Raw genomic sequence first — 15,315 nt, forward strand, 5'->3', positions numbered from 1 at the left:
GTAGCCGAATGCACCACGCTTCATGCTGTATTCGTTGAACGAAAGAGTCCGCCAACGGCTCCATAAAAAAAACAAACACGTCGAGGAAAATTTGATGCGCATCGTTCGTCAATTGCTGGGCGCCGCCATCGCGGCCGCTGTCATCGCATCGCCGGTCATGGCCGAAGAGCTCACCGGTACTCTGAAGAAGATCAAGGATTCGGGCACCATCACCCTGGGCCACCGCGACTCCTCCATTCCGTTCTCCTACCTGGCCGGCAAGCCAGAACCAGTAGGCTATTCCCACGACATCCAGCTGGCCGTCGTCGAAGCCCTGAAAAAGCAACTGGGCACCGACATCAAGGTCAAGTACAACCTGGTCACCTCGCAAACCCGCATCCCGCTGGTGCAGAACGGCACCGTGGACCTGGAGTGCGGCTCCACCACCAACAACGTCGAGCGCCAGCAGCAGGTCGGCTTCTCGGTGGGCATCTTCGAGGTCGGCACCCGCCTGCTGACCAAGGTCAAGGATGGCCAGCCGTCCTATAAGGACTTCGCCGACCTGGCCGGCAAGAACGTGGTGACCACCGCCGGCACCACCTCCGAGCGCATCCTCAAGGCGATGAACGCCGACAAGCAGATGAAGATGAACGTGATCTCGGCCAAAGACCACGGCGAAGCCTTCAACATGCTCGAAAGCGGCCGTGCCGTGGCCTTCATGATGGACGACGCCCTGCTGGCCGGTGAAATGGCCAAGGCCCGCAAGCCGTCCGACTGGGTCATCACCGGCACCCCGCAGTCGTACGAAATCTATGGCTGCATGGTGCGCAAGGAAGACGCGGCGTTCAAGAAAGCGGTCGACGAGGCCATCGTCGCCTACTTCAAGTCCGGTGAGGTCAACAAGAGCTACGACAAGTGGTTCCAGCAGCCGATCCCGCCAAAGGGCCTGAACCTGCAGTTCCCGATGAGCGACGAGCTGAAGAAGCTGATCGCCGAGCCGACCGACAAGGCCGCGGACGAGAAGAAGTCCTGACCGGCAAATAGTGGCCTGGCGCCCATCCGCGCGAATCGATCCGACAGGCCACTCATTAAGTGTCTAACCTTTCATCCGAGGGTGCCCTGCACCTTCGGATGCTCGAGAGTGCCCGTGAAACAATCGTCTGAGGGGAAATCCCGATGAATTACAACTGGGACTGGGGCGTGTTCTTCAAGTCCACCGGCGTGGGCAGCGAAACCTACCTGGACTGGTACATCACCGGTCTGGGCTGGACCATCGCCATTGCCGTCACCGCCTGGATCATCGCCTTGCTGCTGGGGTCGATCCTCGGCGTGATGCGTACCGTGCCCAACCGTCTGGTGTCAGGGATTGCCACCGCCTACGTGGAACTGTTCCGCAACGTGCCGCTGCTGGTGCAGCTGTTCATCTGGTACTTCCTGGTGCCGGACCTGCTGCCCGAGGGCTTGCAGGCGTGGTTCAAGCAGGACCTCAACCCGACCACCTCGGCGCTGATCAGCGTGGTCATCTGCCTGGGCCTGTTCACCGCCGCCCGTGTCTGCGAGCAGGTGCGCACCGGCATCCAGGCCCTGCCCCGCGGCCAGGAGTCAGCCGGGCGCGCAATGGGCTTCAGCCTGACCCAGATCTACATGAACGTACTGCTGCCCCAGGCCTACCGGATCATCATTCCGCCGCTCACCTCGGAATTTTTGAACGTGTTCAAGAACTCCTCGGTGGCCTCGCTGATCGGCCTGATGGAGCTGCTGGCGCAGACCAAGCAGACCGCCGAGTTTTCCGCCAACCTGTTCGAGGCGTTCACCCTGGCCACGCTGATCTACTTCACCCTGAACATGGGCCTGATGCTGCTGATGCGCATGGTCGAGAAGAAAGTCGCCGTGCCTGGCCTGATTTCCGTGGGGGGCAAGTAAATGGAAATGGATTTCAGCGAAATCATCCCCGCGCTGCCCGCCCTGTGGGACGGCATGCTGCTGACCCTGCAACTGATGGTCATGGGCGTGGTTGGCGGTATCGCCCTGGGCACCCTCCTGGCGTTGATGCGGCTGTCGTCGAGCAAGCTGCTGGCCAACGTCGCCGGCGCCTACGTCAACTACTTCCGCTCCATCCCACTGCTGCTGGTGATCACCTGGTTCTATCTGGCGGTGCCTTTCGTCCTGCGCTGGATCACCGGTGAAGACACCCCGGTGGGTGCGTTCACCTCCTGCGTGGTGGCGTTCATGATGTTCGAGGCGGCGTACTTCTGCGAGATCGTCCGCGCCGGCGTGCAATCGATCTCCAAAGGCCAGATGGGCGCCGCGCAAGCGCTGGGCATGAGCTACGGCCAGTGCATGCGCCTGATCATCCTGCCCCAGGCGTTTCGCAAGATGACCCCGCTGCTGCTGCAACAGAGCATCATCCTGTTCCAGGACACCTCGCTGGTCTACACCGTGGGCCTGGTCGACTTCCTCAATTCGGCTCGCGCCAACGGCGACATCATCGGGCGCTCCCACGAGTTCCTGATCTTCGCCGGTGTCATCTACTTCATCATCAGCTTCTCCGCTTCCTGGCTGGTCAAGCGCCTGCAAAAAAGGATCACCGTATGATTTCCATCAAGAACGTCAACAAGTGGTACGGGGACTTCCAGGTACTGACCGACTGCAGCACCGAGGTCAAGAAGGGTGAAGTGGTGGTGGTCTGCGGCCCTTCCGGCTCGGGCAAGTCGACCCTGATCAAGTGTGTCAACGCCCTGGAGCCGTTCCAGAAAGGCGACATCGTGGTCGACGGCACCTCCATCGCCGACCCGAAGACCAACCTGCCCAAGCTGCGCTCGCGGGTCGGCATGGTGTTCCAGCACTTCGAGCTGTTCCCGCACCTGAGCATCACCGAGAACCTGACCATCGCCCAGCGCAAGGTGCTCGGCCGCAGCGAGGCGGAAGCCACCAAGAAGGGCCTGGCCCTGCTCGACCGCGTCGGCCTCGGCGCCCACGCCAAGAAGCACCCCGGCCAGCTGTCGGGCGGCCAGCAGCAGCGCGTGGCGATCGCCCGCGCATTGTCGATGGACCCGATCGTCATGCTGTTCGACGAACCGACCTCGGCGCTGGACCCGGAAATGGTCAACGAAGTACTCGACGTGATGGTCGAACTCGCCCACGAAGGCATGACCATGATGTGCGTGACCCACGAGATGGGTTTTGCACGCAAGGTCGCCAACCGGGTGATCTTCATGGACAAGGGCAACATCATCGAGGACTGCCAGAAGGAAGACTTCTTCGGCAACCCCGAAGGCCGCCACGAGCGCACCCAGCACTTCCTCAGCAAGATCCTGCAACACTAAGCAGGCGCCGCTGCCCGGCCCAGCCGGGCAGCCGATGCTGGTGGTGACAAGGCCACTGTGATGAAATGCGACCCTTCGCTCCTTCGCCCTGCCCAGCCTGCCGTGAAATCCCGTCTGATCCGCCAATTGCTCGTCCCGCCCCTGGTCATCCTGCTGATGGTCGGTCTGGGCTTGGCCGGCTTCCTGATCAGCGAGAGCAACGGCATCCGCACCCTCAGCGAAACCGGCGAACGCCAGTTGGAGCTGCACGCGCGCACGGTCGAGAGCGAGATCAGCAAATACACCTACCTGCCCAGCCTGCTCGAGCTGGAAGACAGCGTTTCGCGCCTGCTCACCGACCCCGACGCCGGTGACCGCCAGGCCGTCAACGAATACCTCGAGGGCCTGAATCGGCGCAGCCGCAGCCGGGCGATCTTCGTCCTCGACACTTCCGGCCGGGTCCAGGCCACCAGCAACTGGCGCGATGCCGACTCGTTCCTTGGCGAAGACCTGGCCTTCCGTGCCTACTTCCAGGTTGCCGTGCGCGGCGAGCCAGGGCGTTTCTACGGCATCGGCAGCACCACCGGCGAGGCCGGCTACTACCTGGCCCATGGTCTGGAGGAGCACGGCAAGATCATTGGCGTGGCGGTGATCAAGGTACGCCTGGACACCCTCGAGGAGCGCTGGCAGCGCGCGCGCCTGGAAGCCTTCGTCAGCGACGAGAACGGCATCATCATCCTCTCCAGCGACCCCACGCGGCGGCTGAAGTCGGTGCGTCCGCTCAACCCGCAGATCAAGGAGCGCCTGGCGCGCAGCCTGCAGTACTACTGGTGGCCACTCAACGAACTGCAACCGCTGGCCCGGGAAACCCTGGCCGACGGCGTGGAAAAGCTCACCTTCCCGGCCAACAGCGAGACCGAGCACGGCAAGCAGCGCGAGGTGGCCTATCTGGCCCAGACCCGACGACTGGCCGACACGCCCTGGCACTTCACCCTCCTCACCCCGCTGCAGGACTTGCGCCGCGAATCGATGGTGCAGGGCATCCTGGTGGGTGTCGCCTTCGCCTTGCTGGCGATCCTGGCCATTGCCTGGAACGAGCGGCGCAAGGTGATCGCCACTCGCCTGGCGGCCCGTGAAGCACTGGAAGAGGCCAATAGCCAACTGGAACGCAAGATCACCGAACGCACCGCCGACCTGCGCGCCAGCAATGAACGCCTCAAGGGTCAGATTCGCGAACGCCGCCATGCCGAGCAAACCCTGCGCCATGCCCAGGACGAACTGGTCCAGGCGGGCAAATTGGCCGCCATCGGGCAGATGTCCACCAGCATCGCCCATGAGCTCAATCAACCACTGGCGGCGTTACGCACCTTGTCCGGCAACACCGTGCGCTTCCTCGAGCGCGGCGCCCTGGAAACCGCCAGCGCCAACCTGCGCACCATGAACGACCTGATCGACCGCATGGGCCGTATCACCGCCAGCCTGCGGTCGTTCGCCCGGCGCGGCGACGACAGCGGCCAGGCCTCGCTGGACAAGGCGGTGCAGGCCTCGCTGCAGGTACTGGGCAATCGCATCAGCGCCTGCCACCTGCAACTGCACGCGCAATTCGACGACCAGCAACTGGCCATCGACCAGACCCGCCTGGAGCAGATCCTGGTCAACCTGATCGGCAACGCCCTCGACGCCATGGCCACCCAGCCCCTGCCACAACTGTGGCTGGAGGGTGAGGCACAAGGCGACAAATACCGTCTGCGGGTGCGCGACAACGGCCACGGCATCGACGCCGAGGCGCGCAAGCACCTGTTCGAACCCTTCTTCACCACCAAACCGGGCGAGCACGGCCTGGGCCTGGGCCTGACCCTGTCGGCGAGCCTGGCCGCCGCCGCCAAAGGCACCCTGAGCGTCGAACACCCCGCCAGTGGCGGTACTGCGTTCGTCCTGGCCCTGCCCCTGGTCACGCCCCCTAGCGAACTGGCTGAACCCCTATGAACCAAGCGCCTCTTACCGTTCTGATCGTCGAAGACGACCCGCATGTGCTGCTCGGCTGCCAGCAGGCGCTGGCCCTGGAAGACATCGCCTGCGAAGGCGTCGGCAGCGCCGAGCAGGCCCTCGAGCGCATCGGCGACGACTTCGCCGGTATCGTGGTCAGCGATATCCGCCTGCCGGGCATCGATGGCCTGGAGCTGCTCAACCGCCTCAAGGCCCGCGACCGTAGCCTGCCGGTGGTGCTGATCACCGGCCATGGCGACATCGACATGGCAGTCGGCGCCATGCGCAACGGCGCCTACGACTTCATGGAGAAACCGTTCTCCCCGGAGCGCCTGGTCGACGTGGTACGCCGCGCCCTGGAACAACGCGGGCTGTCTCGCGAGGTATTCGCCCTGCGCCGCCAACTGGCCGAGCAAAGCAGCCTGGAAGGTCGCATCATCGGCCGCTCGCCAGCCATGGAGCAGTTGCGCGAATTGATCGCCAACGTCGCCGATACCTCGGCCAACGTGCTGATCGAAGGCGAGACCGGCACCGGCAAGGAGCTGGTCGCCCGCTGCCTGCACGATTTCAGCCGACGCCAGGGCCAGCCGTTCGTGGCGCTCAACTGCGGCGGCCTGCCGGAGAACCTGTTCGAGAGCGAGATCTTCGGCCACGAGGCCAACGCCTTCACCGGCGCCGGCAAGCGCCGCATCGGCAAGATCGAACACGCCAATGGCGGCACGCTGTTCCTCGACGAAGTCGAAAGCATGCCGGTCAACCTGCAGATCAAACTGCTACGCGTATTGCAGGAGCGCACCCTGGAGCGCCTGGGTTCGAACCAGAGCATCCCGGTGGACTGCCGGGTGATCGCCGCGACCAAGGCCGACCTCGCCACCCTTGGCCAGAGCGGCCAGTTCCGCAGCGATCTGTACTACCGGCTCAACGTTGTCACCCTCGAGCTGCCGCCGCTGCGCGAACGGCGCGAGGACATCCTGCAACTGTTCGAGCACTTCCTGCTGCAATCGGCGTTGCGCTTCGACCGCGAGGCGCCGGCCCTAGACAGCCAGACCCTGTCACAGCTAATGGCCCATGACTGGCCAGGCAACGTGCGCGAGCTGCGTAACGTTGCCGAACGCCACGCCCTGGGCCTGCCCGCATTCAAGAAGGGTTCCGGCGGCGGCGCCAGCCAGGGGCTGGGCTTCGCCGAGGCGGTGGAGGCGTTCGAACGCAACCTGCTCAGCGATGCCTTGCAACGCACCGGTGGCAACCTCAGCCAGGCCAGCCAGGAACTGGGCATGGCCAAGACCACGCTGTTTGACAAGGTGAAGAAGTACGGGCTTGGGTGAAAGCTTCGAATGCAAGAGGCCCCGCGACACCGGAAAAGCCGGTGCTATCCATCGGGCAACCCCGATACCACGCCCTTCTCAAAGCCCGGCGATATGAGTTACATCCTGCCTGTGCGCTTGCAGGTATGGCAGCACCGCCCCCAGCAACGGCGCCTTGAACGGCTCCTGGAAGCGGTGAGCCAGCCCTGGAATCAGTCGCAACTGGCTGCCCTGAATATGCGCCGCCAAGTGCACGCCATGCATCACCGGCAGCAACGGGTCGGCCGTGCCGTGCACCACCAGCGTCGGCACCCGCAGTTGGTTGAGCAACTCGACCCGGCTCGGCTCAGCCAGGATCGCCATGATCTGCCGCTTCACCCCGTCAGGGTTGAACGCCCGGTCATAAGCGTGCGCCGCCTGCTGGCGCAACACGGCGCGATCGTCACTGACCTGTGGGCTGCCCAGCGCCGCCAGCAGGTCGGCCTGCTGCTCGATCGCCACCTCGCGACTCGGCGCGCCGCGCCGCGCCAGCAATTGCACCAGCGCCGGGTTCGGCGCCGGCAGGCCGGCAGCCCCCGAGCTGGACATCACCAACGTCAAGCTACGCACCCGCTGCGGCGCCATGGCGGCGATGTGCTGGGCAATCATGCCGCCCATGCTGACGCCCAGCACATGAAATTGACGAATCTGCAGCGCGTCCATCAGGCGCACGCCGTCATTGGCCATGTCGGTCAGCGTGTAAGGCGCCGACACCGGCAACCCCAGCTTGTAGCGCAGCAACTCGACGGTCAGGTTGGCCGACGCCGGTAGCTGGTTCCAGCGCGACAGGCCGACATCGCGGTTGTCGTAGCGGATCACCCGAAAGCCCTGGAGGCACAGGGCCTCGACCACGTCGTCCGGCCAGTGGATCAACTGCCCACCCAGGCCCATCACCAACAGCAGGGCCGGGTCGCGCGGTGCACCGACGCTCTGGTAGACCAGGCTCAACTCACCCAGCTCGGCCCGTTGCACCGGCGCAAGAACGTCGCAGCGGCCCTCTGCAAAGCTTGCTGGCACGCTGCCCAATAGAAAGAAGAAAAGTAAAAACGCCCGCATGAAAGAAACACCAGAATGCAGATCCCCAGTAGAGCGCGAGTCTGATGAAATCAGTTCGGGCGCGCTGCCACAAAACCGTGACAATTTCGTGAACCCTGCCCAGTGGTCGCGTACATATCCCAGTACCTCAATCGTCTCCAGCAAAGCCTCTTCAATGCTCAGCCTACAACCACTGCATTGAAGGCGTCCGCATGCCAGATTCAACCCTCCCCTTTTTACCCTACACCCTCGATACCAGGTTGCTGCGCGCCCGCCTTGCCGATACGCCAGCGACACGCCGAGCCCTGGTCGAATGGCACAGCGCACGGCAAACCTTCAACCGCCTGCTGGCTCTGGCCCCCAGCGTGCGCCAGGTGATCAACGAGCTGTTGCACGACACCCTGGGCAGCGACCCGGAACACACAGGCCTGCGACTCAGGCAAGGCAGCCAGGCGCATTTCGTGAACCTCACCCAGCTGTGCCTGTTCGCTCACCACTACCCCACCCCAAGCGCTGACCTGGACGCACGCGCCAGCATAGAGGGCGACAACCGTAAAATTACCGAGCTAAGGCCTAGCGAGCTGTATACCCGCCTGGCTGGGCACGACCTGCCGGGGAGGCTGCGTGACCGCTGGAAGGCTTACTGGGGCGCCCGCGCGCAAGGCACCGCGTCGAGCCGGCTGGCATACGCCCAAAAACAGTACCGCGCGCATTTTCTGGCTACGCTGGAGGTCGCGCTGATTCAAGGCACGCTGGGCACCGAGCATCAGCGCGCGCTCCTGGGGCTGCTGGAAAACCCCGAATGGTTGATCCATGACAATCACCAGGTACTGATCGAACTGCCCTCCAGCCACCCCGGCGCGATCATCGTCAGCCTCGCGGATGAACCGCCCCAGGTGCTATACGATCCGTCCCAGCCCCAAGCTTTCACCGGCTACGCCACACGCGAAGCCCTCGAGGTAGTACTCGCCACCGCCGGGCACGAAGCGCTTTCCTACACCTCGGTCGACAGTATCAGCCTAGGTTTCACACCCTTGTTCGAACAGCTGGAAAGCCAACTGCTCGGCACCTTGGCTCAACAACCGGACGGTCGCCTCGAACACCACGCCGCCAGCAGCTTGAGCCCGGCCGAACACTTGGCGCAGTCATGGCGCAACAGCCAGGTCTTCGCCCAGCCCCCTGCCGATGATTGGGCGCAGCTGACGAACGACTCGCGGCCGTCCCTGTTCGATTTCGGCAACCTGGGATTGGAGTTGGCACCCGTGCAACGTAAACAGTTGATCAGTCGGCAACTCGATTTGCTGGATGCGCTGTCGGAGGACCGGTTTGCGCAATGCAAGCAATTGCAAGCGTCCATCGCCGACGCCCGCAACACCGCGCAGGTGCAGATCAGCACATTGACCTCATCAGCCAAATGGCACTCCGACGCCAAGCCCACCGCAGCCGGAGAAAGCCTGGTTCAGACGCATCGCGACGGGCTGCTCGCCCATGCCCGGCTCCAGCATGCGCTGGGACTACTGGATGCCCCACAACTCGGCTGGGTGCAATCGGTGCTCGACGGCAGCGGCAACGACGCAGTCGCCGCGCAGATCGAACTGCTGCCGCCCACGGAGGATGGCACTGACGCCAGCGCGGTGAAGTCCATCCTGGTGGGGGCGTTTGCGATCACCGCCAATACGGGCGCAAACACGTCAGATAAGCCTTCCGACGTGCTGCTTTACTGGCTTGGCGAACAGGGTGGGCTGTTGCGCTTCGAAGATCGCCAGCAACTGGAAACGAGCCTGAACGCCGGCATGCCGGTGGCACTCTCAGAGCTTGCCAAGGATGCTATCGCGCACACCCTCGACGCCGTACTCGCCGCTGGCCGCCAGGAAAAAAACGCAGTCCAGGAGAAGGCTGGGCTTGACGCCGTGGCGACGGCATTGCCGTGGCTGCGTGAAAAACTTGGCCTGAGCCTGCAAGTGCCTCGCCACGCAGCACGTGAAATTTCGCTAAGCCTGCGCGACGAGCAACAACAACTCATAGCTCGAACCAACGCTTCGCTGGGCAGTTTGGCAAAGATCCCCGCCACTCAACGCCAAGCGCTGCTGATACTGGTCAACGACTATCTCGCGGCGCTGCGCAACGCCCAAGCCTTGATTGCTCGTGATGTTCCTGAACGCCGCATTTTTTGCCAGCGCCTTGTCGAGAAACGTCTCAGACGCGATTTTGACGGACTCAACGGCCATGCGATCACCCTGGACTTGCCCGCAAGCGTTGCCCATGTCAAGGACTTGATCGTGGGCAGCGGCGCGCCGGGAACGCCGACCAAGCTTGTGCCCAAACCAAGTGAAGAGCGGGTGAGCCTGGCCCTGGAAACCCTGCTCCTGGACCAGATCGACGACAGCATGTTCAGCCGATTGGGGTTCATGCAACTGAACGTCACGCCTGCCGACGAAACGCTGCGCCAGGCCTTGCAAAGCGGTATCGACGCAACTTACCTGCGTGCACTGGCCCAGGAACTGGACCTTGCGCAACGCTATGAAAGCGAGATTATCGAGGCCTTCCAAGGTATCGATGAACCCGCATACAGCCATGCCTTCAGACGCGAATGCCTGGTCGAGCCCCATCGCCTGATCCTTCGGCTACAGAACCAGCTGTTCGGCATCAGCGGCCATCTGGATCGCAACGGCCAGGCCATGCTGGCGCAAGTGATCGATGCCCGCAGCAAGGCCGACTACCACGACAATGGCTACGACCTGCGCCTGTTGCCAGCGATGCTGACCAGCGGTGGCCCGGACACCGATGGACAACCTGTGTCCCTGGCGGGTATCACCTTCATCGAGGACCGAACCCGCAAGACCACCATACTCTATCGCCCCGACCACCCCAGTAGCCCGCTGCGCCAATTTCCCGACCTGGAATCGGCACGCCTGAGCCTGTTCGAAGGCAGTGTCGATAGCTGTGAACGCGACTACCTCGCCAATCGCGCGCTCAAAGGCAACCCCGCGGCCCATCGTTCGCGCCTGGATCAAGCCCACGCCCACCGGTTCAAAGGCATTATCGGTATCGGCATGCAGTGGCCGGCAACACGATCACTGGCGCAGTTGCAGCTCGACACGCACATGGGGCAATTGCTCGAAGCTCACCGTAGCAGTTCACGGAGCAATCTTGACGTACACCTGGAGAACCTGGCCGCGCAAGCCGGCAAACTCCTGATCGGCTTCAAGGTTGCCCTGGGCTTGATCCCCGGCCTTGGTCTGCCGGTCAGCCTCTATGACCTCTACAGCGCTTCCGTCGACCTGGTCAAGGCCATTGCCGAACAGGGTACTGCCGATGTTCTCGAGGCCATCCAGAACATATTTGTGAGCATCCTCGACATTGGCATGGACCTGCTCGGCGGGAGCGCCGCCATCAACACCGCCGGCCTACGTCGCTCGGTCAAACGCCACCAGCTCGGCAAGTTGCGCCTATCGCGCGCCACGCCAATGTCCGCAGACAACAGCGCTCAAAGCCCACTTGCGGGCCTGCAGGGCTATCAGATGACCGACCCCGTGTCCCTGGCAGGGCTGTCGGTGGGCAAGGAGGGCCGATACCGAGGCATCTATCGTCATGCTCAGAGCAACTACATCCAAGTACAAGGCCGCCAATACCAGGTGCTCTGGGACCAGACCAGCCATACCTGGGAACTGGCGGGCAATGCCAGCCACCGCTTCAAACGCGCCATTGCCCTGGACGAGCAGGGACAATGGGACACCCACCTGACGCTGTACGGCGTACATCGCCTCGGCGGCGGGGTCGGTGGCGGCCAGGTACTGGGACAGCTTGCCGATACGCTGGACCCGCTCTGGCCGGCTCCCATCAAGGAACGTCTCCCTCGTTGGTGGCGAGACCAGGCCTACCGCCGACACAACCGCTTGCGCGACAGCCTTCATCGAGACTTGCCTGAACTTCAGGCCAGAAGCGCGGCCATCAACCAGCGCATGCATCGCTCATTTGCCTTGCAGGATGCCCATGACGCATCCCTGAGCAACGCCCTGCAAACCTGTATCGAAGACGCCAAACGCCTGCATGCCGACTGCCTGGCGTTCACCGAGGTATCCAGCGGCCGACTCCGCCACGACGCGCAGGCCCAGGCCAACGATCTGGCAATGTTGATCTGCGATAGCCACAACCGCCTTAGCCAAATGGCCCAACGACGTATCAACGAAGCCTTGGATGACATTACCCGGCTACGTCAACAAGCCCGCGACAACGCCCACAAAATAGTGCCAGGCATGGATGCACAACGCGTCCTCGCCCTCTCCCACAAAGCCCTCGCGTTGCGCTCGAGCCTGTACAGTACTCGCAGCACGGCCCTGACCGAACTCGATGAACTGCGCCGGCAGGTCCAGGCCATGCGCACCTGGCGCCGCCAGATCAACCAGATAAGTGCACACCGTGAGGCGTTCCAGCATATCGACAGCGAACTGGCCAAGCTCACCGATCCTGTCTTGGACTACATGGACATCGGTCAGTTGCTGGGCTTGCTCACCCGGACACCCGAGAATCTCGACGGCACCTGGATCAACCTGCAGTACCTCATGCGTGATCCTCGCGCCGAACTCGATCGCACACTGTATGCCTTGCATCAACTGGCCAATACCCGGGCCAGTATGCGTCAGCGCAAAGCCATCCTGGACAGGTCGATCGAGCAGATCCGGCAATTCAAAAACCGCCTGCGCTACTGGAAAACCAGCTATTCCAGGTATTTCGATCAATCGTCGCTCGAGCGTTTCAGCAGCACGCTCGACGCCCACGAACGCCATGCCAGAACGTTGCAACCGAGTGCGCCAGCCACCCGGCCAAGCGTCAGAGCAGGGCGACAACAGCCCCGCGTGTTCGAGACCTCGCAGCAACATTACCTGATCGGTGAACCGGATCAGCAACAGCCCAATACCTACCGTATCACCGGAGTGAACGGACGCACCGAGATCTACCGCCAGGACGCTTCGGGTAAATTCACCCTCACCAACCCGGATACCAGCGATCTGCCCACCGTGCACCGCGCCACGCTGACACAGTTGCGCAGCGAAGCCACACGCCACCTCGATGAGCTGGACGCGTTCACCCGACAGGTCCGCCAGTACGCGGCGCAGAACATGGCGGGCACGAGCCTGGAAGACCTGATGCTGTTCAAGGTCGCCGACCTCGACTCCATGGCGACCCGCATTGCCGAGCAAGCGCCGCAAGACCCATTACTACTACGACTGCGCAGCGCTTCACGACAACTCACCGGACAGGGACGGACCCTGCGCATAGAGCAGATCATGAACACCCATGAGCCCAATGGCGGACAACTGGACTACCTGGTCGAGCAAGACGTCCTGGCCATCGAGAAAGTCGGCAGCCTGGTCGAACTGCGGCGTACCGCCGAAGGGCGCCGCGATTTCCTCCAGGAGTTCGTGATTCACGACAGGCGCCAGGAGCCCCCCCGCCCACTGTGGTATGCCCATGTGCATTTCAACAAGCCATCACCCGGGTTCGACGAGTTCGTCAAGGCACACCTGAAGACACCGGCCCAGCGCTACCTGGGTCAGGAATGGCAGGCAAGCCATATCGAACGTATCTGGCGAGGCGATCTAAGCCGCCCCCAGGCCCTGAAACATTTGGCCGGGCATTTTTAAGCGGCCACAGGGCATCGTGCAGATGCCCTTCTTTTTCCATACATCGACATCTGCTTTAACATGAGGGAAACTCAACACCGGCCTACGCTTACCCAAAGATTTCACCAGGAGTCACCGTGCTGGAAATCCGCCACTTGAAAACCCTTCATGCCTTGCGCGAAGCCGACAGCCTCGTGGAGGCCGCCGAACGCCTGCACCTGACCCAGTCGGCGCTGTCGCACCAGTTCAAGGAACTGGAAGAACGCCTGGGCCTGCCGCTGTTCGTGCGCAAGACCAAGCCGATCCGCTTCACCAGCGCCGGCCTGCGCCTGCTGCAACTGGCCGACGCCACCCTGCCGCTGCTACGCGGCGCCGAGCGCGACATCGCCCGCCTGGCCGGCGGCACCGCCGGACGCCTGCACATGGCCATCGAGTGCCACAGTTGCTTCCAGTGGTTGATGCCGACCATCGACCAGTTCCGCGACGCCTGGCCGGAGGTGGAACTGGACCTGGCCTCAGGCTTCGCCTTCGCCCCGCTGCCAGCCCTGGCCCGCGGCGACCTCGACCTGGTGGTGACCTCCGATCCGCTGGACCTGGCCGGCATCACCTATGTGCCGCTGTTCACCTACGAGGCCATGCTCGCCGTGGCCAACCAGCATGCGCTGGCCAGCAAGCCGTACATCGTGCCCCAGGACCTGCTCGACCAGACGTTGATCACCTACCCGGTGGAACGCGACCGCCTGGACATCTTCACTCGCTTCCTGGAACCGGCCGACATCGAGCCGGCCGCGGTGCGCACCTCGGAACTGACGGTGATGATGATGCAACTGGTGGCCAGCGGCCGTGGCGTGTGCGGCATGCCGCACTGGGCGCTGCACGAGTACAGCTCGCGGGGCTACGTGAAGGGCAAGCGCCTGGGCGAGAAAGGCCTGTTCGCCACGCTCTATGCGGCAGTGCGTACCGACATGCTCGATGCGCCGTACATGCGCGACTTCCTGCTGACCGCCAAGGACACCTCGTTCGCCACCCTCGACGGGGTCAGCGCGGTGCGCTGAGGCTGTCGCGCCACAACGGCAAGATCAGGTCGCGGGTCAGCGGGGCCAGGTTCAAGGTGCTGGCCTGGTCGGCGGCCAGCCAGGTCACTTCCTCGATTTCCGCGGCCGGGGCCACGGCAGCGAGGCAGTCGACGCGAAACAGCTCGGCGTTAACCTCGAAGCCCGGCTCGTTGGCGGCCGGGGCGCTGAACTGGCCCAGGTGCACAGCCTGGGCCGGGTCGACACGCAGGCCCAACTCCTCATGCAGCTCGCGCACCAGCGCCTGGGCCGGCGACTCACCCGCGTCGATCTTGCCGCCCGGCTGCATGAAGGCCTGGGTGCCGCGCTTGCGTACCAGCAGGGTACGGCCCTGGGCGTCGATGAGCAGGGCGGCGGCGATGTGGATGATCTTGGACATGACAGGCTCGTGATGGGATGGGGCGACGCAGGATACCTCGTTGCATCATTTCACACACCTTAGGCGCCAGCCTTGCTGGCGAACCCAGCGCCGCAGCCGGCAAGGCCTGCGCCTCGCCCGCGAACACTCCACGCTCCTGGTGTTCGTCAACAACCGGCGCCTGGGCGGGGTCTTGATTGCTGGGGCTGCCTTGCAGCCCTTTCGCGACACAAGGCCGCTCCTACAGGAACACGCCGTGCGGTCCCCTGTAGGAGCGGCCTTGTGTCGCGAAAGGGTCGCAAAGCGACCCCAGCAAGGCCAAGCGGTCCGCACTCAGCGCGTGGCCTGGAACCCGGCGAAGCGCTTGTTGAACCCGGCCACCCGCCCTTCCACGGTGGTCTTGCGCTGCTGCCCGGTATACACCGGATGCGAAGCGCTGGAGACATCCAACACCACGTACGGATAGGTCTGGCCGTCGCTGTGCACCTGGGTGCGGTCGGTGTCCACCGTCGAACCGATCAGGAAATACACATCGGCGGCCGTGTCGTGGAACAGTACCGGACGATACTCGGGATGGATGCCAGCTTTCATGATGCAATCTCCTGAAGATCA

The 15,315-nt window shown here is 63.5% G+C and carries 11 protein-coding genes; 8 read left to right on the plus strand and 3 right to left on the minus strand.

The window, feature by feature from the left end:
* The first annotated feature begins 94 nt into the window (after positions 1-94).
* From NJG22_RS13090 to NJG22_RS13115, 6 genes are all read left to right on the plus strand, one after another.
* Complete coding sequence (locus NJG22_RS13090; RefSeq protein WP_217853295.1) at positions 95-1,012, plus strand: glutamate/aspartate ABC transporter substrate-binding protein; 918 nt, start codon at positions 95-97, stop codon at positions 1,010-1,012.
* A 143-nt stretch (positions 1,013-1,155) separates the two neighbouring features.
* Positions 1,156-1,902, plus strand: coding sequence for an amino acid ABC transporter permease (locus tag NJG22_RS13095; protein ID WP_253095021.1), 747 nt, complete (start codon positions 1,156-1,158; stop codon positions 1,900-1,902).
* Positions 1,903-2,574 carry an ABC transporter permease subunit gene (locus tag NJG22_RS13100; protein ID WP_253095023.1) on the plus strand — a complete coding sequence of 224 codons (672 nt, stop codon included), beginning with the start codon at positions 1,903-1,905 and terminating at the stop codon, positions 2,572-2,574.
* On the plus strand, positions 2,571-3,305 hold the full coding sequence (locus NJG22_RS13105) for an amino acid ABC transporter ATP-binding protein (protein ID WP_038706667.1): 735 nt from the start codon (positions 2,571-2,573) through the stop codon (positions 3,303-3,305). The genes NJG22_RS13100 and NJG22_RS13105 overlap by 4 nt, the downstream gene beginning before the upstream one ends.
* A gap of 60 nt (positions 3,306-3,365) precedes the next feature.
* Entirely contained in the window at positions 3,366-5,270 is a 1,905-nt protein-coding gene (locus tag NJG22_RS13110; protein ID WP_253095025.1) for an ATP-binding protein, read from the plus strand.
* Entirely contained in the window at positions 5,267-6,595 is a 1,329-nt protein-coding gene (locus NJG22_RS13115) for a sigma-54 dependent transcriptional regulator (protein WP_290444893.1), read from the plus strand. Before NJG22_RS13110 ends, NJG22_RS13115 begins: the two co-directional genes overlap by 4 nt.
* Positions 6,596-6,673: 78 nt before the next feature.
* Here the strand turns inward: NJG22_RS13115 and NJG22_RS13120 are convergent, their stop codons facing one another.
* On the minus strand, positions 6,674-7,669 hold the full coding sequence (locus NJG22_RS13120) for an alpha/beta hydrolase (RefSeq protein WP_253095027.1): 996 nt from the start codon (positions 7,667-7,669) through the stop codon (positions 6,674-6,676).
* Between the two features lie 191 nt (positions 7,670-7,860).
* On the opposite strand from NJG22_RS13120, the gene NJG22_RS13125 reads away from it, so the two are divergent.
* Positions 7,861-13,293 carry a DUF6543 domain-containing protein gene (locus tag NJG22_RS13125; RefSeq protein WP_253095029.1) on the plus strand — a complete coding sequence of 1,811 codons (5,433 nt, stop codon included), beginning with the start codon at positions 7,861-7,863 and terminating at the stop codon, positions 13,291-13,293.
* A 116-nt stretch (positions 13,294-13,409) separates the two neighbouring features.
* A complete protein-coding gene (metR, locus tag NJG22_RS13130; protein WP_134693470.1) occupies positions 13,410-14,327 on the plus strand; it encodes a transcriptional regulator MetR in 918 nt (305 codons plus the stop codon).
* On the opposite strand, the gene NJG22_RS13135 is transcribed toward metR, so the two are convergent.
* Together NJG22_RS13135 and NJG22_RS13140 are read right to left on the minus strand one after the other, a co-directional pair.
* Complete coding sequence (locus NJG22_RS13135; protein ID WP_253095031.1) at positions 14,311-14,724, minus strand: NUDIX domain-containing protein; 414 nt, start codon at positions 14,722-14,724, stop codon at positions 14,311-14,313. The genes metR and NJG22_RS13135 overlap by 17 nt on opposite strands.
* Before the next feature lie 312 nt (positions 14,725-15,036).
* Positions 15,037-15,294, minus strand: coding sequence for a type B 50S ribosomal protein L31 (locus tag NJG22_RS13140; protein ID WP_253095033.1), 258 nt, complete (start codon positions 15,292-15,294; stop codon positions 15,037-15,039).
* Positions 15,295-15,315: the final 21 nt, after the last annotated feature.

This window comes from Pseudomonas sp. VA159-2 (assembly GCF_024126635.1).
Classification (GTDB): Bacteria; Pseudomonadota; Gammaproteobacteria; order Pseudomonadales; family Pseudomonadaceae; genus Aquipseudomonas; species Aquipseudomonas muyukensis.

Coding starts and splice junctions, on each gene's coding strand:
- NJG22_RS13090 (WP_217853295.1), top strand. CDS start 95: ATGCGCATCGTTCGTCAATTGCTGGGCGCCGCCATCGCGGCCGCTGTC.
- NJG22_RS13095 (WP_253095021.1), top strand. CDS start 1,156: ATGAATTACAACTGGGACTGGGGCGTGTTCTTCAAGTCCACCGGCGTG.
- NJG22_RS13105 (WP_038706667.1), top strand. CDS start 2,571: ATGATTTCCATCAAGAACGTCAACAAGTGGTACGGGGACTTCCAGGTA.
- NJG22_RS13120 (WP_253095027.1), bottom strand. CDS start 7,669: ATGCGGGCGTTTTTACTTTTCTTCTTTCTATTGGGCAGCGTGCCAGCA.
- NJG22_RS13140 (WP_253095033.1), bottom strand. CDS start 15,294: ATGAAAGCTGGCATCCATCCCGAGTATCGTCCGGTACTGTTCCACGAC.
- NJG22_RS13110 (WP_253095025.1), top strand. CDS start 3,366: ATGAAATGCGACCCTTCGCTCCTTCGCCCTGCCCAGCCTGCCGTGAAA.
- NJG22_RS13115 (WP_290444893.1), top strand. CDS start 5,267: ATGAACCAAGCGCCTCTTACCGTTCTGATCGTCGAAGACGACCCGCAT.
- NJG22_RS13125 (WP_253095029.1), top strand. CDS start 7,861: ATGCCAGATTCAACCCTCCCCTTTTTACCCTACACCCTCGATACCAGG.
- NJG22_RS13100 (WP_253095023.1), top strand. CDS start 1,903: ATGGAAATGGATTTCAGCGAAATCATCCCCGCGCTGCCCGCCCTGTGG.
- NJG22_RS13135 (WP_253095031.1), bottom strand. CDS start 14,724: ATGTCCAAGATCATCCACATCGCCGCCGCCCTGCTCATCGACGCCCAG.